The sequence below is a fragment of the Ramlibacter sp. genome (assembly GCF_036676645.1).
Taxonomy (GTDB): Bacteria; Pseudomonadota; Gammaproteobacteria; order Burkholderiales; family Burkholderiaceae_C; genus Ramlibacter.
In genome coordinates this window covers 118,712-138,978 of the sequence record NZ_JAKFCM010000053.1, presented here as the reverse complement: position 1 = coordinate 138,978, position 20,267 = coordinate 118,712, and the positions used below count along the sequence as shown (strand labels likewise).

Below are 20,267 nucleotides of genomic sequence, written 5' to 3'. Positions count from 1 at the left end.
AAAATTGTGACGGATGGGTTTCAAGTTGGTGTTTGCGCCCACTAACTTGATGGGCGGGGCGTGGGCGATTTGGATAGAATCACGGCCAGCGGCTGCGTCTTTCCCACATATGGAACCGGCCAGAAACCACCATGCGGGATGTGCACCGGGGTGCCCCGGCTGATCCACAGATCGCCCACAAGTTGTCCTGCAAACCCCTCTCCAAAACTGTTGATAAGCTGTGGATGAATTGCATGTTGCTGGGCTGCAACGAGGCCTGGGCGGCCGGGCGCGGGCTGTACGGCCGGGGCTTTTTGCCTACAATGAAGCTCCAACCATCGCAGTTGCCATAGATTGTTGGTTCAGGGCGCGTCGCCAGGCGGCGCGCCCTTTTTTCTTGCCTTCGCTCCAAGCGAATCAAGCACTTAAGCGCTCCCCTTGATGAATCACATCAGAAATTTCTCGATCATTGCGCACATCGACCACGGCAAGTCGACGCTCGCCGACCGATTGATCCAGCGCTGTGGCGGGCTGTCCGATCGGGAGATGGAAGAGCAGGTGCTCGACTCGATGGCGCTCGAAAGGGAGCGTGGGATAACCATCAAGGCGCAGACCGCCGCGCTGCGCTACACGGCGCGCGACGGGCGCGTCTACAACCTCAATCTGATCGACACGCCGGGCCACGTCGACTTCTCGTACGAGGTGAGCCGCTCGCTGTCGGCATGCGAGGGCGCGCTGCTGGTGGTCGATGCCAGCCAGGGCGTGGAGGCGCAGACGGTCGCGAACTGCTACACCGCGCTGGACCTCGGCGTCGAGGTGCTGCCGGTGCTGAACAAGATGGACCTGCCGCAGGCCGACCCCGAGCGGGCCAAGGCGGAGGTCGAGGACGTGATCGGCATCGATGCATCCGAAGCGATCCCCTGCTCGGCCAAGACCGGCATGGGGATCGACGAGATCCTGGAGGCGATCGTCGCCAAGGTGCCGGCGCCGCGCGGCAACCCCGACGCGCCGCTGCGCGCCATGATCATCGACAGCTGGTTCGACAGCTACGTCGGCGTGGTGATGCTGGTGCGGGTGGTCGACGGCGGCCTGAAGAAGGGCGAGCGGATCAAGCTGATGGCCACCGGGGCCGCCTACGAGGCCGGCAGCCTGGGCGTGTTCACGCCGGCCGACCAGCCGCGCGAGTCGCTGCAGGCCGGCGAGGTCGGCTACGTCATCGCCGGCATCAAGGAACTGCAGGCCGCCAAGGTGGGCGACACCCTCACGCTGGAGAAGAAGCTGCCGAACAACGCCGGCAGCGCCACCGAGGCGCTGCCCGGCTTCAAGGAGATCCAGCCGCAGGTGTTCGCCGGCCTGTACCCGGTCGAGGCCAACCAGTACGACAGCCTGCGCGACGCGCTGGAGAAGCTCAAGCTCAACGACGCCTCGCTGCAGTACGAACCCGAAGTCAGCCAGGCGCTGGGCTTCGGTTTCCGCTGCGGCTTCCTGGGCCTGCTGCACATGGAGATCGTGCAGGAGCGGCTCGAGCGCGAGTTCGACCAGGACCTGATCACCACCGCGCCCAGTGTGGTCTACCAGGTGGTGCGGGGCGACGGCGAGGTGATCATGGTCGAGAACCCGTCCAAGATGCCGGAGCAGGGGCGGATCCAGGAAATCCGCGAGCCCATCGTCACCGTGCACCTGTACATGCCGCAGGAGTCCGTCGGCCCGGTGATGACGCTGGCCAACCAGAAGCGCGGCGTGCAGGTCAACATGGCCTACCACGGGCGGCAGGTCATGCTGACGTACGAGCTGCCGCTGGGCGAGATCGTGCTGGACTTCTTCGACAAGCTCAAGTCGGTCAGCCGCGGCTACGCCAGCATGGACTACGAGTTCAAGGAATACCGCCCGTCCGACGTGGTCAAGGTGGACATCCTGCTGAACGGCGACCGGGTGGACGCGCTGTCCATCATCGTGCACCGCAGCCAGGCGCAATACCGTGGCCGGGCGGTGGTGGCCAAGATGCGCGAGATCATCAGCCGGCAGATGTTCGACGTGGCGATCCAGGCCGCCATCGGCGCCAACATCATCGCCCGCGAGACCGTCAAGGCCTTGCGCAAGAACGTGCTGGCAAAATGCTACGGTGGCGACATCAGCCGCAAGCGCAAGCTCCTCGAGAAGCAGAAGGCAGGCAAGAAAAGAATGAAGCAGATCGGCTCGGTCGAAGTCCCCCAGGAAGCATTCCTCGCGATCCTGCAGGTCGAGGAATGAGCGCGGCGCGCCCACGACGCCCCGGGGCTGCCGCCGGGGCGGCCCGCATGGAGGCCTGACCCCATGCCGGTGCTCACCGCCGCGGTCCTCGCGGGATTCGCCGGGTACGCCCTGGCCTGGTACCTGGGCATGGTCGAAGGCAACTTCGCGCTGCTGCTGTTCCTGGCCACCGTGGTGACCGGCCTGTACTGGCTGGCCGAGCGCCTGGTGTTCCTGCCGCGCCGCCGCCGCGCCGCCGATGCCGTGGCGCAGCAGGCCGGGCAGCGCCGCGCCCAGCTGGCCGCCCAGGGCATCAGCCAGGTCGACGGCCCCGACATCGCCCAGGCCCGCCAGAAGCTGCTGATGCAGCCCTGGTGGCTGGACTGGACCGCCGGCCTGTTCCCGGTGATCCTGGCGGTCTTCGTGCTGCGCTCGTTCCTGTTCGAGCCCTTCAAGATCCCGTCCGGCTCGATGATCCCGACGCTGCACGTGGGCGACCTGATCCTGGTGAACAAGTTCGCCTACGGGCTGCGCCTGCCGGTGCTGCACACCAAGGTCACCGAAGGCACGCCGCCGGCGCGCGGCGACGTGATGGTGTTCCGCTATCCGCCCAAGCCGAGCCTGGACTACATCAAGCGCGTGATCGGCGTGCCCGGCGACGAAGTGGCCTACCTGAACAAGCGGCTGTCCATCAACGGCCAGCCGGTTCCCACGCAGCCGCAGGCCGACTTCTTCGAGGAGGACGCCATGCGCTACTCGCGCCAGTTCCGCGAGACGCTGGGCGGCAAGACCTACCGGGTGTTGAACGACCAGGAGCGCCCCGCGTTCGTGCCGGGCGCGGACGACTATCCGTACCGCGACAATTGCCGCTACAGTGTCGAGGGCGTGGTCTGCAAGGTGCCGCCCGGTCACTACTTCATGATGGGGGACAACCGGGATAATTCGCTCGATTCGCGCTACTGGGGCTTCGTGCCCGAGCGCAACATCGTCGGCAAGGCATTCTTCATCTGGATGAATTTCGGCGACCTGAAGCGGATCGGCTCCTTCGAATAAGGCGCTTTCCTGGAGTAGCGAGGGGTATACATGAGGAACATTTCCGTGGTCCGCCAGGCCGGCATTTCGTTCATCGGCATGATCTTCTTCATCGCCCTGCTGGCCGCCGGTGCCGTGCTGGTGGCGCAGGCGATCCCGACCCTGATCGAGTTCCAGGCGGTGGTCAAGGCGATGGAGAGGTCCAAGGACGCCGGCAGCCCTGCCGAGGTGCGCAATTCCTTCGAGCGCGCCGCGCAGATCGACGACATCAAGTCGATCAGCTCCAGGGACCTGGAGATCTCGCGCGCCAACGACCGCACCGTGCTCAAGGTTGCGTACAGCAAGGAAATCCACATGTTCGGCCCGGCGTACCTGCTGCTCAAGTACGCCCACACGACCAAGTAGGAACGGCGTGGATGGCGAAGCGGCCGGGCTCGGAGCGCTGCAGTCGCGGCTGCAGCACCGGTTCGCGCAGCCCCGGCTGCTGCAGCGGGCGCTGACGCACCGCAGTTTCTCCTCCGAGCACTACGAGCGCCTTGAATTCCTCGGCGACGCCGTTCTCGGCCTCGCCGTCTCCTCCATGCTGTACGGGCGGCTGGGCGACCTGGCCGAGGGCGAGCTTTCGCGCGTGCGCGCCAACCTCGTCAAGCAGGAGACGCTGCACCGGCTGGCCGTCGAGCTGGGGCTGCCGGGCCTGCTCAGGCTGGGCGAAGGGGAGGCGCGCTCGGGCGGCCACCGCCGGCCCTCGATCCTGGCCGATGCGCTGGAAGCGGTGATCGGGGCCGTCCACCTCGACGCGGGCTATGCCGCCGCCGAGGCCGTGGTGCAGCGGCTGTTCCGTGACCTGGAGATCGCCCCGGGCATGCAGGCCGCCGCCAAGGATCCCAAGACCGAGTTGCAGGAGTGGCTGCAGGCCCGCAAGATGAAGCTGCCGGTGTACCGAGTGGCCGGCGTGCTGGGCGCCGCCCACAAGCAGACCTTCGACGTGGAGTGCGATGTCCCCGAGCTGGGCGCCAGCGAGCGCGGCATCGGCTCCTCGCGCCGGGCCGGCGAGCAGGCGGCCGCCGCGGCCATGCTGCTGGCGCTCAAGTCCAGGATGAAATGAACCCCGACTCCGACTCCCCAGCTCCCGCCGACCCGCCGGGCGCCGGCGCCTCGGCCCAGCGCTGCGGCGTGGTCGCCATCGTGGGCAAGCCCAACGTCGGCAAGTCGACCCTGCTCAACGCGCTGGTCGGGCAGAAGATCAGCATCACCTCGCGCAAGGCCCAGACCACGCGCCACCGCATCACCGGCATCCGCACGGTCGGCGACACGCAGTTCATCTTCGTGGACACCCCCGGCTTCCAGACCCGCCATGCGACGGCGCTCAACCGCTCGCTGAACAAGACCGTGATGGGGGCGATCGGCGACGTCGACCTGGTGCTGTTCGTGGTCGAGGCCGGGCGCTTCACCCTGGCCGACGCCAAGGTGCTGTCGCTGCTCAAGCCGGACGTCCCGGCGCTGCTGGTGGCCAACAAGCTGGACACGGTGCACCGGCGCGGCGAGCTGGCGCCCTGGCTGCGCGACATGCAGGAGCGGCATCCGTTCGCCGAGTTCGTGCCCATGTCGGCCAAGAATCCCAAGGACGTGGCGCGCCTGTTCGCGATCTGCGGCAAGTACCTGCCGCAGCAGCCCTGGTGGTACGGCGAGGACGAGCTGACCGACCGCAGCGAGCGGTTCCTGGCCGGCGAGACGGTGCGTGAGAAGCTGTTCCGGCTGACCGGCGAGGAACTGCCCTACACCTCCACGGTGGTGGTCGACAAGTTCGAGGAGGAGCCCAGCCCCCAGCACGGCCGCTTCGTGCGGATCGCCGCCACCATCATCGTCGAGCGCGACGGCCACAAGGCCATGGTGATAGGCGACAAGGGCGAGCGGCTCAAGCGCATCGGCACCGAGGCCCGGCAGGAACTGGAGAAGCTGCTCGGCGCCAAGGTCTTCATCGAGCTGTGGGTCAAGGTGCGCACCGGCTGGGCCGACGACGAGGCGCGGGTGCGCAGCTTCGGCTATGAGTGAATGACGAATGACGAATGACGAATGACCGATGACAGAGGGCATACCGGGTCATTCGTCATCGAGCGCAGCGATGTCATTCGTCATGCCGTCCTGGAGCGCAGCGCCGTCATCCGCCATGCCGCCATGAAGCGAACCTCCGACGAACCCGCCTTCGTCCTGCACCGCTACGACTGGAGCGAGTCCAGCCTGATCCTGGAGGTGTTCACCCGCCGGCACGGCCGCGTGGCGCTGGTGGCCAAGGGCGCCAAGCGCCCGAGTTCCAGCTTCCGCCCGGTGCTGCTGCCGCTGCAGCCCTTGCGGCTGGCGTTCGGCGGCGATGCGGAGATCCGCACGCTCCGGTCGGCCGAATGGGTGGGCGGGCAGGTCATGCCCACCGGCGATGCGCTGCTGTCCGGCTATTACCTGAACGAGCTGCTGCTGCGGCTGCTGGCGCGCGATGACCCCCACCCGCGGCTGTTCGATGCCTACGCCGCGGCGGTCCAGGTGATTGCCTCGGAACATGGCGAAGCCCTGCAGCCGGCCTTGCGCGCCTTCGAGCTGCTGCTGCTGCGCGAAGCCGGCTTCCTGCCGGCGCTGCAAGCGCAGACACCCACGCAGGAGCCGCTGCTGCCGCAGGCCCGGTACGCCCTGCAGCCCGAAGGCGGACTGGTGGCCGCGCCGGAGGGCGAGCGTGCCAGCCTGGCCGGCCATCGATGGCGGGCGCTGCAGGCTGCGCTGGACGACCCGGCGCCGTACTCGGCCACCCTGCGGGCGGCGTCCGCCATGCCCGAACTCAAGCCGCAACTGCGCCAGCTGCTGCACTACCATTGCGGCGTCGCCACGCTGCGCACGCGCCAGCTGATGCTGGACCTCCAGTCCCTATGAGCCCGAACCGCACGACCCTGTCCGTCAACCTGAACAAGATCGCGCTGGTGCGCAACACGCGCCACCTGGGCATTCCCAGCGTGACCCGCGCTGCCTCGATCTGCCTGGAGGCCGGCGCGCACGGCATCACGGTGCACCCGCGCCCGGACGGTCGCCACATCCGGGGAGAGGACGTCACCGGCCTGAGCGAGCTGGTCATCCACCATGCTGGCGCCGAGTTCAACATCGAAGGCAATCCCTTCCACAACCTGATGGAGCACGTGCGCCGCCTGCGCCCGCACCAGTGCACCTTCGTGCCCGACAGCGAGGGCCAGTTCACCAGCGACCACGGCTGGGACCTGCCGGCCGATGCCGACCGGCTGCGCCCGCTGGTGCAGGAAGCGCGAGCCCTGGGCGTGCGCGTCAGCCTGTTCATGGATCCGCGTGCGGACATGATGGCGGCGGCGCACGCCGTCGGCGCGGACCGGGTGGAGCTCTACACCGAGAGCTATGCGCGCGCGTGGGGCACCCAGCGGCAGGACGAGGTGCTGTGCGGTTTTGCCGAGGCGGCCCGGGCGGCGCAGGCGGCGGGCCTGGACGTGAACGCCGGCCACGACCTCAACCGCGACAACCTGGCGGACTTCCTGCGGGCCGTGCCCGGCGTCAGGGAAGTCTCGATCGGCCATGCCCTGATCGCCGATGCGCTGGAGCTGGGCTACGCCGCCACGGTGCGCGAGTACCTGGCCTGCATCGAGCGCGCGTTCGCCTGAAGTGAAAGCCGAGCCCCGAAGCGCCCGTGGCGCGCCCGCCGGAAGGGGCACCACCAGCGGCCCGGCCGGCGGAGGTGCCGCGTGATCTACGGCATCGGCACCGACATCTGCGACGTGCGCCGCATCCGCGCGTCCCTGGAGCGCCATGGCGAGCGCTTCGCCCGCCGCATCCTGGGCGACCGCGAACTGCAGGTCTTCCTCGCCCGCCGCGCCCGCTGGCCCGAGCGCGGCGTGCGCTACCTGGCCACCCGCTTCTCGGCCAAGGAGGCCTTCAGCAAGGCGGTGGGGCTGGGCATGCGCATGCCCATGACCTGGCGCCACTGCGAGGTCGCCAACCGGCCCGGCGGCCAGCCGGTCCTGGTGCTGCACGGCGACCTGAAGCAGTGGTTCGACGCACGCGCCCTGAAGGCGCACCTCAGCGTGACCGACGAGAGCGATTACGCGGCCAGCTTCGTGGTCGTGGAACAGGAACGACAAGACACCGCATGAATGAACACGCCCCCGTGATCCTGGACATCGCCGGGACCGAACTCAGCTCCACCGATCGCCGCCGGCTCGCCCATCCGCTGACCGGCGGACTGATCCTGTTCACCCGCAACTGGCAGGACCACCAGCAGCTCACCCAGCTGTGCGCCGACATCAAGGCGGTGCGGCCGGACGCCCTGATCTGCGTGGACCACGAGGGGGGCCGGGTGCAGCGCTTCCGCCATGGCGGGTTCACCCACCTGCCGCCGATGCGCGCCTTCGGCGAGCTGTGGATGCGCGATGCGCTGGCGGCCACCCAGGCGGCCACGGCGGCCGGCTACGTGCTCGGAGCGGAACTGCGCGCCTGCGGCGTCGATTTCAGCTTCACGCCGGTGCTCGACCTCGACTGGCAGGACACGACCTCCACGCAGGTGCCTGCGCCGGCTGCCGCTCGCGGCCGCGCGGCACCCGCGGGGCGGCCCGGCGCCTCCCGCAGCGGTGTGATCGGGGACCGCGCCTTCCATGGCGATGCGCGGGTGGTCACGCTGCTGGCCCAGAGCCTGATGCTCGGCTTGCTGCAGGCCGGCATGGCCAACTGCGGCAAGCATTTCCCCGGCCACGGTTTCGTCAGGGCCGATTCGCACACCGAAATCCCGATGGACCGGCGCAGCCTCAAGGCCATCCTGGCCGACGACGCCGCGCCCTACGGGTGGCTCAACATGGCGCTGACCAGCCTGATGCCGGCCCACGTGATCTACCCCAAGGTGGACAGCCGGCCGGCGGGCTTCTCGCGCCGCTGGCTGCAGGAGATCCTGCGCGAGCGGCTGCGCTTCACCGGCGCGGTGTTCAGCGACGACCTGAGCATGGAAGGCGCGCGCCGCATCGACGGGCGGCTGGTGAGCTACACCGAAGCGGCGGTCGCCGCGCTCGCGGCCGGCTGCGACATGGTGCTGCTGTGCAACCAGTCGCTGGGCGACGGCCACTCGGTCGACGAACTGCTGGACGGACTGGCCGCGGCGCAGGCCCAGGGGCAGTGGCAGCCCGATCCCGCCGGCGAGCAACGCCGGCTGGCCCTGCTCCCGGTCGGCCAGCCGCCGGGCTGGGACGAACTGATGGTGCAGCCGCACTACATGCAGGCGCTGCGCCTGCTGCCCTGACCCCGCTTCAGCGCAGCAGCGAGATCACGTCGATGGTCGGCGGCACGCCCAGGCGCATCGGCAGGCCGATCATGCCGGTACCCGGCGTGACGTAGAGGCGGCCGGCGGGCGTGTCGTACAGGCCATCCCACCAGGCGTTACGGGTCAGGTTCCGCAGCACCTGATCGGTCAGCCAGGGCAGGCGGATCTGCCCACCGTGGGTATGGCCGGCCATGGCCAGGAAAGCCGAGCCCGGGGGCAGGAAGGCGTAGGTGTCCGGCTGGTGGGCCAGCACCAGCCGGGGCGGGTGCGGGCCCCGCAACGAGCGGATCTGGCCGCGCGGCGAGCCGCCCCACAGGTCGGCCAGGCCCACCAGCTCCCAGCCTTTCCAGCGGATGCGCCGCCCCTCGATCACCTGCACGCCATGGGCCTGCAGCGCTTGCCGCAGCGCGCCGGCCACCGGCGGGCCGGGTGCCCCGGTGTCGTGGTTGCCCAGCACCGCGAAGGCCGGCACGCGCAGGTCGCGCAGGGGAGCGAAGCCTGTGGCCAGGTCCCGGCGCGGCTCGTTGGTCCAGTCGCCTGCGAAGAACACCGCATCGACCCCCAGTTCGTTCAGGCGCCGGACCAGCCGGCGCAACTGGTGGTCGCGGCCGAACAGGCCCTGGTGGAGGTCGGCCACCAGGGCGATCCGGACCGGCTCGGCCGGCGCCGGTGCGCCGCGCAGCACGGTCTCGCGCACCCGCAGCATCTCGGGTTCGGCCAGGCGCGCCCAACTGCCGGCCGCCAGCGCGAGCGCGAGCAGCAGGCACAGGATGCGAGCGCGCCGCGTGGTGCAGTACAGCCCCAGGGCTGCAACCGCGGCCAGCGCCAGCGGGAAGGCCGCCGATAGCCAGAACAGCCACAGCCGCAGGAAATGCAGGACCTCACGGCCCGGTGTCGTCCAGCGGTCCTGCCAGTCCCAGCCCGTGACCGCCAGGCTCGCGACGGTCCAGGCGAGCAGGGCGGCCGAGAGCCGGAGCGCAACCCGTCGCGCGCCGGCCGTGCCGCCGGGCGCAACCGGCACCTACGCGCCTTCGCGCCGCAGCGCCGGGAACAGGATCACGTCGCGGATGCTGGGGCTGTCGGTCAGCAGCATCATGAGCCGGTCGATGCCGATGCCGCAGCCGCCGGTGGGCGGCATGCCGTACTCGAGCGCGCGCACGAAGTCGTGGTCGAAGTACATGGCCTCGTCGTCGCCGGCGTCCTTGGCGTCGACCTGGGCGGCGAAGCGGGCGGCCTGGTCCTCGGCGTCGTTCAGCTCGGAGAAGCCGTTGGCCATCTCGCGCCCCGTGATGTACAGCTCGAAGCGCTCGGTGACCTCGGGCCGCTGGTCGTTGGCGCGCGCCAGCGGCGAGATCTCGGTCGGGTGCTCCATGATGAAGGTGGGCTGCCAGAGCTTCTCTTCCACCGCCTCCTCGAAATACAGCACCTGCAGGCTGGCCAGCGTACGGCCGGACAGGCGGTCCTTGTCTTCCGACAGGCCCAGCTTCTTCAGCGCCGCGACCAGCCAGTCGCGGTCGTCTGCGCCGGCGCCCGCTTCGGTGTGCCTGCCGATCGCCTGGCGGATGGTGAGGCGCTCGAAGGGCGCGGCCAGGTCCACCGGCCGGCCGGAGTACGCCAGCTGCAGCGTGCCGGCGGCCTTCTGCGCCGCGTCGCGCACCAGCGCCTCGGTGAAGTCCATCAGGTCGCGGTAGTTCCAGTACGCCGCGTAGAACTCCATCATGGTGAACTCGGGGTTGTGGCGCACCGAGATGCCTTCGTTGCGGAAGTTGCGGTTGATCTCGAACACCCGCTCGAAGCCGCCGACGATCAGGCGCTTGAGGAACAGTTCCGGCGCGATGCGCAGGAACATCTGCTGGTCCAGCGCGTTGTGGTGCGTCACGAAGGGCCGCGCATTGGCGCCGCCGGGAATGGGGTGGAGCATGGGCGTCTCCACCTCCAGGAAGTCGTGCTGCACCATGAAGTCGCGGATGCCCGAGATCGCCTTGCTGCGCGCGACGAAACGCTTGCGCGCCTCCTCGTCGGTCATCAGGTCGACGTAGCGCTGGCGGTACTTGACCTCCTGGTCGGCGATGCCGTGGAACTTGTCGGGCATCGGCCGCAGGCTCTTCGTGAGCAGGCGGACCGACGTGGCGTGCAGCGACAGCTCGCCGGTGCGCGTCTTGAACACCTTGCCCTCGGCGCCCAGGATGTCCCCCAGGTCCCAGTGCTTGAAGGCGGCATAGGCCTCCTCGCCGACGGCATCGCGCGTGACGTAGACCTGGATGCGGCCGCTCGCGTCCTGCAGCGTGGCGAAGCTGGCCTTGCCCATCACGCGCTTGAGCATCATCCGGCCGGCCACCCGCGCCACCGTGCCTTCGGCCTCCAGCCGTTCGGCGGGCTTGTCGCCGTGCGCGGCGTGCAGGTCGGCCGCGTGGTCGGCCGGCTTGTAGTCGTTGGGGAAGGCGACCCCCCGGCCTTCGCGCTGCGCGTCGCGCAGCGCCTTGAGTTTTTCGCGCCGTTCGGCAATCAGCTGGTTGTCGTCGGCGGCTGCGGCGCTGGCCGCGGGCGTTTGGGGCTGGGACATGGGCAGGGGGCGCGTTGCAGGCTGCGCAGGGGCAAACCGCTGATTTTAGTTTTGCCTGCCCGCCGGCTACCGGCTACGGATAATCGCCAGCCATGTTCCTGCGCGCCGGTGCCCTGTCCCTGGCCTTGCTGCTGGCCAGCCGGTTGCTGGGCGTGGCGCGCGAGTCGGCGCTGGCGGCGGCATTCGGCAGCAGCGGGCTGGCCGACCTCGCCGTGCTCGCGCTGGCGGACTGGGTTGCAGGCCGGGCTGATGGGCCGCTCGGGCGAGATCTTCGTGCTGGACATGGGCGAGCCGGTGCGCATCGTCGAACTGGCGCGCATGCTGATCCGGCTGTCGGGGCGCACCGAACAGGAGATCCCGATCAGCTTCACGGGGCTGCGTCCGGGCGAAAAGCTGTACGAGGAGTTGCTGGCCGACGACGAGACGACCCTGCCGACCCCGCACCCCAAGCTGCGCGTGGCCAAGGCGGGCAGCCCCCCGCCGGACATGGAAGCGGTGGCGCGCTGGATCGAGGACGCCGGCGCTGCGCCATCCGGGGCCGAACTGCGTGAATGGCTGCGCGCCCAGGTTCCCGAGTACACACCGCCTGGCGCCGCTCCCGTCCCCCCGGGCCCTGGCCCCTAAGCGCCCGGCGCCCGGGGCTTCGGATTGCCGTTCTCAGGCAATCCCGGTCCTTGCAAGGACGTCCCCGACCAGTTCCAGCCGCAGCAGCGGGTTGTCCAGCTCCATCAGCCGCTGCCTGAGCGCCACCGGTAGCGGCAGCAGCTCGCACCAGCGGTTGGCGACCCAGCCGCAATCGTCCAGCCGCCAGGGCGGCGCGATCGGCACCGGCCCGGCACCGGCCGCCTTGTCCTGCAGCGACCGGATCAGGCGGCCGAGCGCGTCCGAAGCGGGCTGCAGGTCCGCAGGCACCGGCACCGCGAGGTCGGCATCGAGCTGCTGCACATCGGCGACCCACAGGCCGTGCCTGAGCTGGTCGCTGGAGCGGATGCGAAAGCGCTGGCTGCCGAGGGCGCGGATCGTCATCAATCCGGGCCGCGGCTGCTCCAGCGCCTCGATGGTGGCGAGCGTGCCGACGGTCGCGAAGGCTTCCGGACCGCTGCCGGGTTGCCGCACCTCCTGGCCCTGCGTGAGCGACACCACGCCGAACGGCGCCCCCGCGCGGTGGCAGCGCCCGATCATGTCCAGGTAGCGCACCTCGAAGATTCGCAGCGGCAGCACGCCGCCGGGGAACAGCACCGTGCCCAGCGGAAACAGCGGGAGCGACTGCAAGGTGAGGGCGGTGGCCAAGGAGAAACCCCGGGTGACGCCGCTATCATCCCACGCGGACTGTGACGCCGGAGCGATGGGCTACCAAATACTTTCCTTCCTCCTCGATGTGGCCAGCGGCCTGCTCGGCGGCGCCTGCCTGCTGCGGCTGTACATGCAGCGGCAGCGCGTGCCCTTCGGCAATCCCATCGGCCGCTTCGTCTTCGCCCTGACCGACTGGATCGTGCTGCCGCTGCGCAAGGTGCTGCCCCCGCTGGCGCGCTGGGACACCGCCAGCCTCGTCGCGGCCTTCCTCTTCGAGCTGGCCCAGTACGCGATCCTGTGGGCCCTGTTCGGCGGCGGCCTGGGCGTGGTCGCCGTCTTCGCGATGGCCCTGTACGGGCTGGTGCGGCTGGTGCTGTCGGCACTCACCGCGCTGGTGATCGTCTATGCGGTGCTCTCGTGGGTCCAGAGCGATTCGATGCTCACCGACATCGTCGACCGGCTGTGCGCGCCGCTGCTGCGGCCCTTTCGCCGCCTCATCCCGCTGGTGGGCGGCATCGACCTGTCGCCGCTGGCCCTGCTGGTGCTGCTGCAGGTGCTGACGATGATGCTGGCCGCGGTGTTCCGGCCGGTGCTGTAGCGCTCAGATCACCGCATCGGCCGGCTGGCGCAGCAGCATGGCCAGCGTGTGCGCCACCTTCTGGCGCAGCTCGCGCCGGTCGCAGATGAAGTCGACCGCCCCCTTGTGCTGCAGGAACTCGGCGCGCTGGAAGCCCTCGGGCAGCGTCACGCGCACCGTCGACTCGATCACGCGCGGGCCGGCAAAGCCGATCAGCGCCTTCGGCTCCGCGATCACCACGTCGCCGACGAACGCGAAGCCGGCGCTCACCCCGCCCATGGTCGGGTCGGTGAGCACGCTGACGTAGGGCAGGCCCTTCCTGGCCAGCCGCGTGAGGGCGGCGTTGGTCTTGGCCATCTGCATCAGCGACAGCAGGCCTTCCTGCATGCGCGCGCCACCGGTGGCCGTGAAGCAGACGAAGGGCACCTTCTGCTCGACGGCGCTCTCGACGCCGCGCGAGAAGCGCTCCCCCACGACGCTGCCCATGCTGCCGCCCATGAAGTCGAATTCGAAGGCGGCGGCCACCAGGCTGATGCCGTGCACGGCGCCGCCCATGACGACCAGGGCGTCGGTCTCGCCGGTGTTCTCCAGCGCTTCCTTCAGCCGCTCGGGGTAGCGCCGGCTGTCCTTGAACTTGAGCGCGTCGACCGGCAGCACTTCCTGGCCGATCTCCCAGCGGCCTTCCGGGTCGAGGAAGGCGTCGAGGCGGGCCCGCGCCCCGATGCGGTGGTGGTGGCTGCAGCTGGGGCACACGTTCTGGTTGTGCTCGAGGTCGGTCTTGTACAGCACCGTTTCGCAGCTGGGGCACTTGACCCACAGGCCCTCGGGCACGCCGCGGCGCTCATTCGGGTCGGTCGGTTGGATCTTGGGGGGCAGCAGTTTCTCGAGCCAGCTCATGGGCGGGTGCTCCTGGGCAATCGGGTGATTCTATGAGTCGAGGGCCTGGCGGATCTCGCGCAGGAAGGCGGCCGCGGCCGGCCCCACGCGTTCGCGCGGCTGGTCTTCGATCAGCTGGATGATCCGGGTGCCGATCACCACCGCGTCCGCGACGCGGCCGACGGCGCGCGCGCTGGCCGCGTCGCGGATGCCGAAGCCCACGCCCACGGGGATGCGCACGTGCTCGCGGATGCGCGGCAGCATCTGCTCGACGGCGGACGTGTCCAGGTGGCCGGCACCGGTCACGCCCTTGAGCGACACGTAGTAGACGTAGCCGCTGGCCACGCGCGCCACCTGCTGCATGCGCCGGGGCGTGCTGGTGGGTGCCAGCAGGAAGATCAGGTCGAGGCCGGCCGCCCGGAGATCGGCGGCGAACGCCTCGCACTCCTCCGGCGGATAGTCGACCACCAGCACGCCGTCGACGCCGGCGGCCGCCGCATCGCGCGCGAACGCGCCGGCGCCGTGCGTGAGGTCGTAGCGTTCGACCGGGTTGGCGTAACCCATGAGGACGACCGGCGTGCGGCTGTCGCGTTCGCGGAAGCTGCGTACCATGGCCAGCACCTGGGCCAGCCCGACCCCGCCGGCCAGCGCCTTCTCGCCGGCCTTCTGGATCACCGGGCCGTCGGCCATCGGGTCGGAGAAGGGCACGCCCAGTTCGATGACGTCGGCGCCCGCTTCCACCATGGCGTGCATCAGCTGCGGCGTGACGTCCGGGTAGGGGAAGCCGGCGGTGACGTAGGGGATGAGCGCCTTGCGGCCGGCGGAGGCCAGACGGGCGAAGGTGGCGGCGATGCGGCTCACTGGGGGCCGCCTTTCACCTTCAGGCCGCGCATGGAAGGCCGGTCGTAGAAATCCACGCCCGCCAGGTCCGCCACCGTGCCGATGTCCTTGTCGCCGCGGCCGGACAGGTTGACCAGGATGCTCTGGTCGGGCTTCATGGTCTTCGCCAGCTTCATGGCATGGGCCACCGCGTGGCTGGATTCCAGCGCCGGGATGATGCCCTCCGTGCGGCACAGGTAATGGAAGGCGTCCAGCGCCTCCCGGTCGGTGATGCCGACATACTCGGCGCGCCCGCTGTCCTTCAGCCACGCATGTTCGGGGCCCACGCCGGGGTAGTCGAGGCCGGCGCTGACGCTGTGGGTCTCGGTGATCTGGCCATTGGCGTCCTGCAGGATGTAGGTGCGGTTGCCGTGCAGCACGCCGGGGCTGCCGCGCTGCAGCGAGGCCGAGTGCTTGCCGCTGTCCAGCCCTTCGCCGGCGGCCTCCACGCCGACCAGGCGGGTCGCCTCGAAGGGAATGTAGGGATGGAAGATGCCCATGGCGTTGCTGCCTCCGCCCACGCAGGCGACCACCACGTCGGGCTGGCGGCCGGTCATCTGGGGCATCTGCTCGATGCACTCGTTGCCGATCACGCTCTGGAAGTCGCGCACCATCATCGGATAGGGGTGCGGGCCGGCCACCGTGCCGATGATGTAGAACGTGTTCTCCACGTTGGTGACCCAGTCGCGCATGGCCTCGTTCAACGCGTCCTTCAGCGTGCGGCTGCCGGACTCGACCGGCACCACGCGCGCGCCCAGCAGGTTCATGCGATAGACGTTGGGGCTCTGGCGCTTCACGTCCTCGCTGCCCATGTAGACCACGCACTCGAGTCCGTAGCGGGCGCAGATGGTGGCGGTGGCGACGCCGTGCTGGCCGGCGCCGGTCTCGGCGATGACGCGCGGCTTGCCCATGCGGCGCGCCAGCATGGCCTGGCCGATCACGTTGTTGATCTTGTGGGCGCCGGTGTGGTTGAGGTCTTCGCGCTTGAGGTAGATCTGGGCGCCGCCCATCTCGCGGCTCATGCGCTGCGCGTGGTAGACGGGCGAGGGCCGGCCGACGAAATGGGCGAGCTCGTAGCGGAATTCGGCCAGGAACTCCGGGTCGTGCTGGTAGCGCGCGTAGGCGGCGCGCAATTCTTCGATGGCGTGGGTCAGCGTCTCGCTGACGAAGCTGCCGCCGTAGGGGCCGAAATGGCCGGCGGCATCAGGCTGAGGAGAGGAGGGCATTCGGGGACCTTGCAAGAAGTGCGTCGGCGGCACGCACGGCCGCGACGAACCGATGGATCTTGTCCGGGTCCTTGACGCCCTTGGACGCCTCGACCCCGGAACTCACATCAACGGCCAGCGTCCTGCAACGCGGCCGTACCTGCACGATGCCATCGGCCACGTTTGCAGGTGTCAGTCCACCAGACAAGACGAGGTGAGCGTTGACGCTTGGTGGAAGCCGTGACCAATCGAATGCCTTGCCGCCGCCGCCGAAGCCCTCGACATGGGCATCGAGGAGCAGCGACCGGGCGCTGGAGTAGGAAGCCGCGAATTTTACCAAGTCGAAGGTTTCGGCGGCGTGCAGCGGGATGCGCGCGGCCCGCATCCAGGGGTGCGCGCCATGGCCGCTGGCGGCGTCGCATTGCCCGGGCGTTTCGTCGCCGTGGAACTGCAGCATGGCGCCGGGCACGCCCCGCGCGGCCCTCAGCACGGTCTCCGGGGCTTCGTTGACGAACAGCAGCACCGGCGTGACGAAGGGCGGCAGGCGGCGCGACAGTTCGGCCGCCCGCTGCGCGGTCACGAAGCGCGGGCTCTTCGGGTAGAGGACGAAGCCGACGGCATCGGCACCCGCCTCGACGGCGGCGTCGACGTCCTGCTCACGCGTGAGGCCGCAGATCTTGATCCGCGTGCGCGGGCTCGGCAGGGGATGCGCGGCGCTCATGGCAGCCAATCATAAGCAGCGGTGCGCTCCGGCAAGCCCCAGCGGGGCTCGTACACCGGGCCGAGGAAATACAGCCCGTCCGGCGAGAACGTGGGCGCGGCGGCATCCCGGCTGCGCGCAGCCAGCACCTCGTCCATCCACTGCGGCGGCTGCAGCCCCTGGCCGACCTGCACCAGGCAGCCCATGATGTTGCGGATCATGTGGTGCAGGAAGGCGTCGGCCTCGAATTCGAAGCGCCAGTAGGGGCCGCGGCGCGTGATCTCGATGCGCCGCATCGTCTTCACCGGCGACTTCGCCTGGCAGGCCGACGCGCGGAACGAGGTGAAGTCGTGCCGGCCGAGCAATCGCTGCGCGGCGTCGCGCAGGGGGGCTTCGTCGAGCGGCCGGAACACCCAGCCGGTGCGGCCGGCTTCCAGGCTGGGGCGCACCGGCGACTGCAGCAGCACGTAGGCGTAGCGGCGGGCCAGCGCGCAGGCGCGCGAGTGGAACTCGTCGGGCACCGGCTGGGCCCATTGCACGGCGATGTCGGCCGGCAGGTAGCGGTTGGTGCCGCGAACCCAGGAGAAGGGCTCGCGACTCACTGGCGTGTCGAAATGGACGACCTGCATGAGCCCGTGCACCCCGGCGTCGGTGCGGCCGGCGCAGACGGTGGAGACGGGCTGGTCGGCGAAGCGGGCGAGGGCGGCCTCGAGACGGTCCTGCACCGTGCGGCCGGAGGGCTGGCTCTGCCAGCCGTCGTAGGCCTGCCCGAGGTAGCTGATGGCCAGGGCCCATCTCATGGGCGGCCTGCGCTGGGTTGCGGGATCAGCCGATCTCCGCCAGCAGCTTCTGCGCGCGCGACCGGAGTTCGCCGGAGGCTTCGGCGATCACTTCCTGCGCCAGGCTGCGGGCGCCGTCGGCGTCGCCGATGGCGTTGAACTCCTCGGCCAGTGCCAGCTTGGTGGCCAGCGGGTCGTCGCCACCGGTCGCTGCCGTCTCCAGGCCGGCGGTGGTCAGGCTCGAATCGCCGGTGTCCGCGGCTGCGGCCGGCCCTGCTTCGGCCGCGGGCGCGCCCAGGTCCAGCGACAGCGCGCCCAGGTCGAACTCGATCATGCCGCCGTCGGCCGCCGCAGGCGCCGGCGCCGCGGCCGCCGGTGCGCCGGCCGGCGCCGCCGCAGCGGGCGCATCGAGGTCGAAGCTGAGGCCGTTGTCGGAGAGCGCCAGGTCGGGCGTGTCCAGCTGGACCGGCCCGGCGGGCGCCGGCTTCGGGTGCACCGCCGCAGCCGGGGTGGCCAGGCCGAAATCCATGTCCAGTGCCGGCGCGGCGGGAGCCGCCGGCGGCACTGCCAGGGTGGTGGCAGGGTCCGTCGAGGGCGCAGCCGCGGCCGGCGCACCGGCCGGGTCGTCCAGTGAGAAATCGAGGTCCAGGTCGACTGCGGCGCCGCTCGCTTCCTCGTGCAGCGGGGCCTCCTGCCGCGCCGGGGCCATGCCGATGGCCGCCCCCGCTGCGCCCGCGTCGCCGGCCGAGGGCTGGCCGCCCGGCTGGTACATCGGGTTGGACGGGTCCAGTTCCAGCCCCAGCTCGCAGATGTGCGCCCATTCCGGGCCCTGGCCCTGTGCCAGGCCATAGGCCTCGCCGGCGAGCTGCTCGAAAGCCTTGGCGTCGTGGCGCTTGGCGTAGATCTCCAGCAGCTTGGCGTGGATGGCGATGCGGTGCGGGTTGATGCGGACGGCTTCCTTGAGGATCTCCTCGGCCTGCAGGTCGCGGCCGTAGGCGAGGTACACATCCGCTTCGGCCACCGGATCGACGTCGCCGGCGGCGTCGAGCTGGCTCGGCGAATACACCATCGAGGAGCCGGTCGGAGTGCCTTCCGCCGTGTCGATGCGCTGGCCGCCGCTGGCGCCGAAGAACGAGTCCGGCTGCAGGCGGCTTTCCAGGAAGGAACTGTCGACCTGCGTCGCCTTGCGGCGCTGGCGGATCTTCCAGATGCCCAGGCCCAGCAGCAGCGCCAGGATGCCGCCTCCGGCCGCCGGGAGCAGCGGGTTGTCCAGCAGCTCGTCGGCCAGGCTGGGCTCGGGCAGGGGCGCGGGCGGCGCCGCCGGCCGCTTGGGAGCGGCGGCAGCCGGTGCCGAGGCCGGCGCAGCAGGGGCGGGTGCGGCCGTCGCATCCGTCGCGGGCGCCGAGGCAGCGGCCGCTGCCGCCGAAGCGGAAGCCGGCGCCGAGGCAGGCGCTGCCGTCGCGGAAGCCTGGGTGCTGTCCGGCGCCGGCGCGGATGCTGCAGCCGAGGCAGCAGCGGCGGCCGGCGTCGCCCCAGCCGGTGCAGACGCAGGCGCCGCGGCCGCCGCGGCCGGCGAAGGAACGGGCAGCGAAGGCAGCGCGGGGCTGGAGCCGGGCCGCGCGGGGCTGGTGGCAGCCGTGCCGGTGCCGCCCGGGACGGCGCCGCTGAGCTGGTTGAGTTCGCTCAGGTTGCGGTTCAGCTCGGCGACGCGGCTGGCCGTGTCCTGGGCCGCGCGGTCGCGCGCGATCTGGTCGGCGCTGGCCTTGCCCTGCACGCCGCCCTTGGACAGGGTCAGCTTGTCGGGGGAGGCCGCCGCAGGCTTCTTGTCCTCGACCTGGGCCTGCACCCGGCCGCTGGCCTGCCGCTGCGGCTGGCCGGCCGGCGCCGCGGCCACGCCTTCGGCGAGGCGGCGCCGGAACTCATTGAAGTCGCGACTTTGCGCCAGCACCATCTGGCGCGCTTCGGAAGGCGCGACCGACTGCGCCTGCTCGGCCGTGGGCAGGCTGAGCACGGCGCCTGCGCGCAACCGGTTGACGTTGCCCTGGACGAAGGCATCGGGGTTGGCGCGCAGCATGGCGACCAGCATCTGGTCGAGTGACACGTGGCCGGCCTTGTGGGCGCCGGCAATGGCGCCGGCGGTGTCGCCGGACTGCACGGTGACCTTGCGCTCCTCGCTGTCGCGTGCGGGCGCAACCGGTGCCGCAGCGGCAGGCGTGCGGCTGGCGGTGGCCGGCGCGGTGCGCTGCGGAGCCACCGGGGTGGGCACGGCCGAGCGCTGCGGCGCGGGCGACACCTGGGCGGCCAAGGGTGTGCGGCCCTGCCGCAAGGCCGGCGGGTCGAACAGCATCGTGAAGTCGCGCACGATGCGGCCGGACGACCAGGTGGTCTCCAGGATCAGGTCGATGAAGGGGTCGTTGACCGGCCGCTGGCCGGACAGCCGCAGGAAATGGCGTCCGTCCGGACGCTTTTCGAGCGTGATCGTCAGGCCGGGGAGCGCGGGGCTGTACTCCATGCCCGCTGACCTGAAGGCATCGGGGGTGGCCATGTTGACGCGCAGGCTGGCGATCTCGTCCGCGGTGATGCCGGGCAGTTCGATGTCGGCGCGCAGCGGCTCGCCGAGCGCGGACTGGACCGTGACGCGGCCCAAGGCAAGGGCCTGCGCCGGCGGAGAGGGCAGGCTGAACAAGGCGGCCGCGGCAAGCGCCAATGCATGGGCTTGCCACGGCCGTTTCATCTTGTCGTTTGTTGAGGCCCCCACCGCTCGGTCTGCAGGCAGTTTTGTTCTCTTCATGCGGACATTCGCCTCGAGACGGATATAGCTAAAAGGACCATAGCATCAATGTCTTA

19 protein-coding genes and 1 pseudogene are annotated in these 20,267 nt (G+C 70.3%); 11 read left to right on the top strand and 9 right to left on the bottom strand.

Annotation, left to right across the window (positions count from 1 at the left end; all coding sequences use genetic code 11):
• Window positions 1-420: 420 nt before the first annotated feature.
• The 9 genes from lepA to nagZ all read left to right on the top strand — a co-directional run bounded on the left by lepA (window position 421) and on the right by nagZ (window position 8,527).
• Window positions 421-2,229 carry a translation elongation factor 4 gene (gene lepA / locus V6M57_RS08655; RefSeq protein ID WP_332814583.1) on the top strand — a complete coding sequence of 603 codons (1,809 nt, stop codon included), beginning with the start codon at window positions 421-423 and terminating at the stop codon, window positions 2,227-2,229.
• 63 nt (window positions 2,230-2,292) lie between these two features.
• Window positions 2,293-3,261, top strand: coding sequence for a signal peptidase I (lepB, locus tag V6M57_RS08650; protein WP_332814582.1), 969 nt, complete (start codon window positions 2,293-2,295; stop codon window positions 3,259-3,261).
• Between the two features lie 30 nt (window positions 3,262-3,291).
• On the top strand, window positions 3,292-3,645 hold the full coding sequence (locus V6M57_RS08645) for a DUF4845 domain-containing protein (protein WP_332814581.1): 354 nt from the start codon (window positions 3,292-3,294) through the stop codon (window positions 3,643-3,645).
• 7 nt (window positions 3,646-3,652) lie between these two features.
• Window positions 3,653-4,345, top strand: coding sequence for a ribonuclease III (gene rnc, locus V6M57_RS08640; protein ID WP_332814580.1), 693 nt, complete (start codon window positions 3,653-3,655; stop codon window positions 4,343-4,345).
• The gene (gene era, locus V6M57_RS08635; RefSeq protein ID WP_332814579.1) at window positions 4,342-5,292 is read left to right on the top strand and encodes a GTPase Era; all 951 of its coding nucleotides are present in this window, start codon (window positions 4,342-4,344) and stop codon (window positions 5,290-5,292) included. Before rnc ends, era begins: the two co-directional genes overlap by 4 nt.
• Before the next feature lie 123 nt (window positions 5,293-5,415).
• Window positions 5,416-6,156 (top strand): DNA repair protein RecO, encoded by a 741-nt coding sequence (recO, locus tag V6M57_RS08630; RefSeq protein ID WP_332814594.1) that lies wholly within the window; start codon window positions 5,416-5,418, stop codon window positions 6,154-6,156.
• Window positions 6,153-6,905: a pyridoxine 5'-phosphate synthase gene (locus V6M57_RS08625; protein WP_332814578.1), complete on the top strand. Its 753-nt coding sequence runs from the start codon at window positions 6,153-6,155 to the stop codon at window positions 6,903-6,905. The genes recO and V6M57_RS08625 overlap by 4 nt, the downstream gene beginning before the upstream one ends.
• An 81-nt stretch (window positions 6,906-6,986) precedes the next feature.
• Window positions 6,987-7,394 carry a holo-ACP synthase gene (gene acpS / locus V6M57_RS08620; RefSeq protein ID WP_332814577.1) on the top strand — a complete coding sequence of 136 codons (408 nt, stop codon included), beginning with the start codon at window positions 6,987-6,989 and terminating at the stop codon, window positions 7,392-7,394.
• Window positions 7,391-8,527 (top strand): beta-N-acetylhexosaminidase, encoded by a 1,137-nt coding sequence (nagZ, locus tag V6M57_RS08615; RefSeq protein WP_332814576.1) that lies wholly within the window; start codon window positions 7,391-7,393, stop codon window positions 8,525-8,527. Before acpS ends, nagZ begins: the two co-directional genes overlap by 4 nt.
• Window positions 8,528-8,534: 7 nt before the next feature.
• Here the strand turns inward: nagZ and V6M57_RS08610 are convergent, their stop codons facing one another.
• Both V6M57_RS08610 and lysS read right to left on the bottom strand, forming a co-directional pair.
• Window positions 8,535-9,569 (bottom strand): metallophosphoesterase, encoded by a 1,035-nt coding sequence (locus V6M57_RS08610; protein WP_332814575.1) that lies wholly within the window; start codon window positions 9,567-9,569, stop codon window positions 8,535-8,537.
• Window positions 9,570-11,111 (bottom strand): lysine--tRNA ligase, encoded by a 1,542-nt coding sequence (gene lysS / locus V6M57_RS08605; RefSeq protein WP_332814574.1) that lies wholly within the window; start codon window positions 11,109-11,111, stop codon window positions 9,570-9,572. It lies immediately after the preceding gene.
• A gap of 234 nt (window positions 11,112-11,345) precedes the next feature.
• Here lysS and V6M57_RS08600 point away from each other — a divergent pair.
• Window positions 11,346-11,735 (top strand): annotated as a pseudogene (locus V6M57_RS08600) (polysaccharide biosynthesis protein); the annotation flags it as partial.
• Between the two features lie 33 nt (window positions 11,736-11,768).
• On the opposite strand, the gene V6M57_RS08595 reads toward V6M57_RS08600, so the two are convergent.
• The gene (locus V6M57_RS08595) at window positions 11,769-12,401 is read right to left on the bottom strand and encodes an LON peptidase substrate-binding domain-containing protein (RefSeq protein ID WP_332814573.1); all 633 of its coding nucleotides are present in this window, start codon (window positions 12,399-12,401) and stop codon (window positions 11,769-11,771) included.
• A gap of 55 nt (window positions 12,402-12,456) precedes the next feature.
• Between V6M57_RS08595 and V6M57_RS08590 the strand changes: the two genes are divergently transcribed.
• Window positions 12,457-13,002 (top strand): YggT family protein, encoded by a 546-nt coding sequence (locus V6M57_RS08590; protein WP_332814572.1) that lies wholly within the window; start codon window positions 12,457-12,459, stop codon window positions 13,000-13,002.
• 3 nt (window positions 13,003-13,005) lie between these two features.
• On the opposite strand, the gene accD is transcribed toward V6M57_RS08590, so the two are convergent.
• Genes accD through V6M57_RS08560 form a run of 6 tightly spaced genes read right to left on the bottom strand, consistent with a single transcriptional unit; the run spans window position 13,006 to window position 20,154 of the window.
• Window positions 13,006-13,878, bottom strand: a complete 873-nt coding sequence (accD, locus tag V6M57_RS08585) for an acetyl-CoA carboxylase, carboxyltransferase subunit beta (RefSeq protein WP_332814571.1) — start codon at window positions 13,876-13,878, stop codon at window positions 13,006-13,008.
• 30 nt (window positions 13,879-13,908) lie between these two features.
• Entirely contained in the window at window positions 13,909-14,718 is an 810-nt protein-coding gene (trpA, locus tag V6M57_RS08580) for a tryptophan synthase subunit alpha (protein WP_332814570.1), read from the bottom strand.
• Complete coding sequence (gene trpB, locus V6M57_RS08575) at window positions 14,715-15,962, bottom strand: tryptophan synthase subunit beta (RefSeq protein ID WP_332814569.1); 1,248 nt, start codon at window positions 15,960-15,962, stop codon at window positions 14,715-14,717. The genes trpA and trpB overlap by 4 nt, the downstream gene beginning before the upstream one ends.
• On the bottom strand, window positions 15,940-16,662 hold the full coding sequence (locus V6M57_RS08570) for a phosphoribosylanthranilate isomerase (protein WP_332814568.1): 723 nt from the start codon (window positions 16,660-16,662) through the stop codon (window positions 15,940-15,942). Before V6M57_RS08570 ends, trpB begins: the two co-directional genes overlap by 23 nt.
• The gene (gene truA, locus V6M57_RS08565; RefSeq protein WP_332814567.1) at window positions 16,659-17,441 is read right to left on the bottom strand and encodes a tRNA pseudouridine(38-40) synthase TruA; all 783 of its coding nucleotides are present in this window, start codon (window positions 17,439-17,441) and stop codon (window positions 16,659-16,661) included. Before truA ends, V6M57_RS08570 begins: the two co-directional genes overlap by 4 nt.
• 25 nt (window positions 17,442-17,466) lie before the next feature.
• Window positions 17,467-20,154 carry a FimV/HubP family polar landmark protein gene (locus tag V6M57_RS08560; protein WP_332814566.1) on the bottom strand — a complete coding sequence of 896 codons (2,688 nt, stop codon included), beginning with the start codon at window positions 20,152-20,154 and terminating at the stop codon, window positions 17,467-17,469.
• Between the last annotated feature and the right edge of the window lie 113 nt (window positions 20,155-20,267).

Excerpts from the sequence above, each read along its gene's own strand:
- lepA (WP_332814583.1), top strand. The coding sequence starts at position 421 with ATGAATCACATCAGAAATTTCTCGATCATTGCGCACATCGACCACGGC.
- lepB (WP_332814582.1), top strand. The coding sequence starts at position 2,293 with ATGCCGGTGCTCACCGCCGCGGTCCTCGCGGGATTCGCCGGGTACGCC.
- V6M57_RS08645 (WP_332814581.1), top strand. The coding sequence starts at position 3,292 with ATGAGGAACATTTCCGTGGTCCGCCAGGCCGGCATTTCGTTCATCGGC.
- era (WP_332814579.1), top strand. The coding sequence starts at position 4,342 with ATGAACCCCGACTCCGACTCCCCAGCTCCCGCCGACCCGCCGGGCGCC.
- recO (WP_332814594.1), top strand. The coding sequence starts at position 5,416 with ATGAAGCGAACCTCCGACGAACCCGCCTTCGTCCTGCACCGCTACGAC.
- V6M57_RS08625 (WP_332814578.1), top strand. The coding sequence starts at position 6,153 with ATGAGCCCGAACCGCACGACCCTGTCCGTCAACCTGAACAAGATCGCG.
- nagZ (WP_332814576.1), top strand. The coding sequence starts at position 7,391 with ATGAATGAACACGCCCCCGTGATCCTGGACATCGCCGGGACCGAACTC.
- lysS (WP_332814574.1), bottom strand. The coding sequence starts at position 11,111 with ATGTCCCAGCCCCAAACGCCCGCGGCCAGCGCCGCAGCCGCCGACGAC.
- V6M57_RS08590 (WP_332814572.1), top strand. The coding sequence starts at position 12,457 with ATGGGCTACCAAATACTTTCCTTCCTCCTCGATGTGGCCAGCGGCCTG.
- accD (WP_332814571.1), bottom strand. The coding sequence starts at position 13,878 with ATGAGCTGGCTCGAGAAACTGCTGCCCCCCAAGATCCAACCGACCGAC.
- trpB (WP_332814569.1), bottom strand. The coding sequence starts at position 15,962 with ATGCCCTCCTCTCCTCAGCCTGATGCCGCCGGCCATTTCGGCCCCTAC.
- V6M57_RS08570 (WP_332814568.1), bottom strand. The coding sequence starts at position 16,662 with ATGAGCGCCGCGCATCCCCTGCCGAGCCCGCGCACGCGGATCAAGATC.
- truA (WP_332814567.1), bottom strand. The coding sequence starts at position 17,441 with ATGAGATGGGCCCTGGCCATCAGCTACCTCGGGCAGGCCTACGACGGC.
- V6M57_RS08560 (WP_332814566.1), bottom strand. The coding sequence starts at position 20,154 with ATGAAACGGCCGTGGCAAGCCCATGCATTGGCGCTTGCCGCGGCCGCC.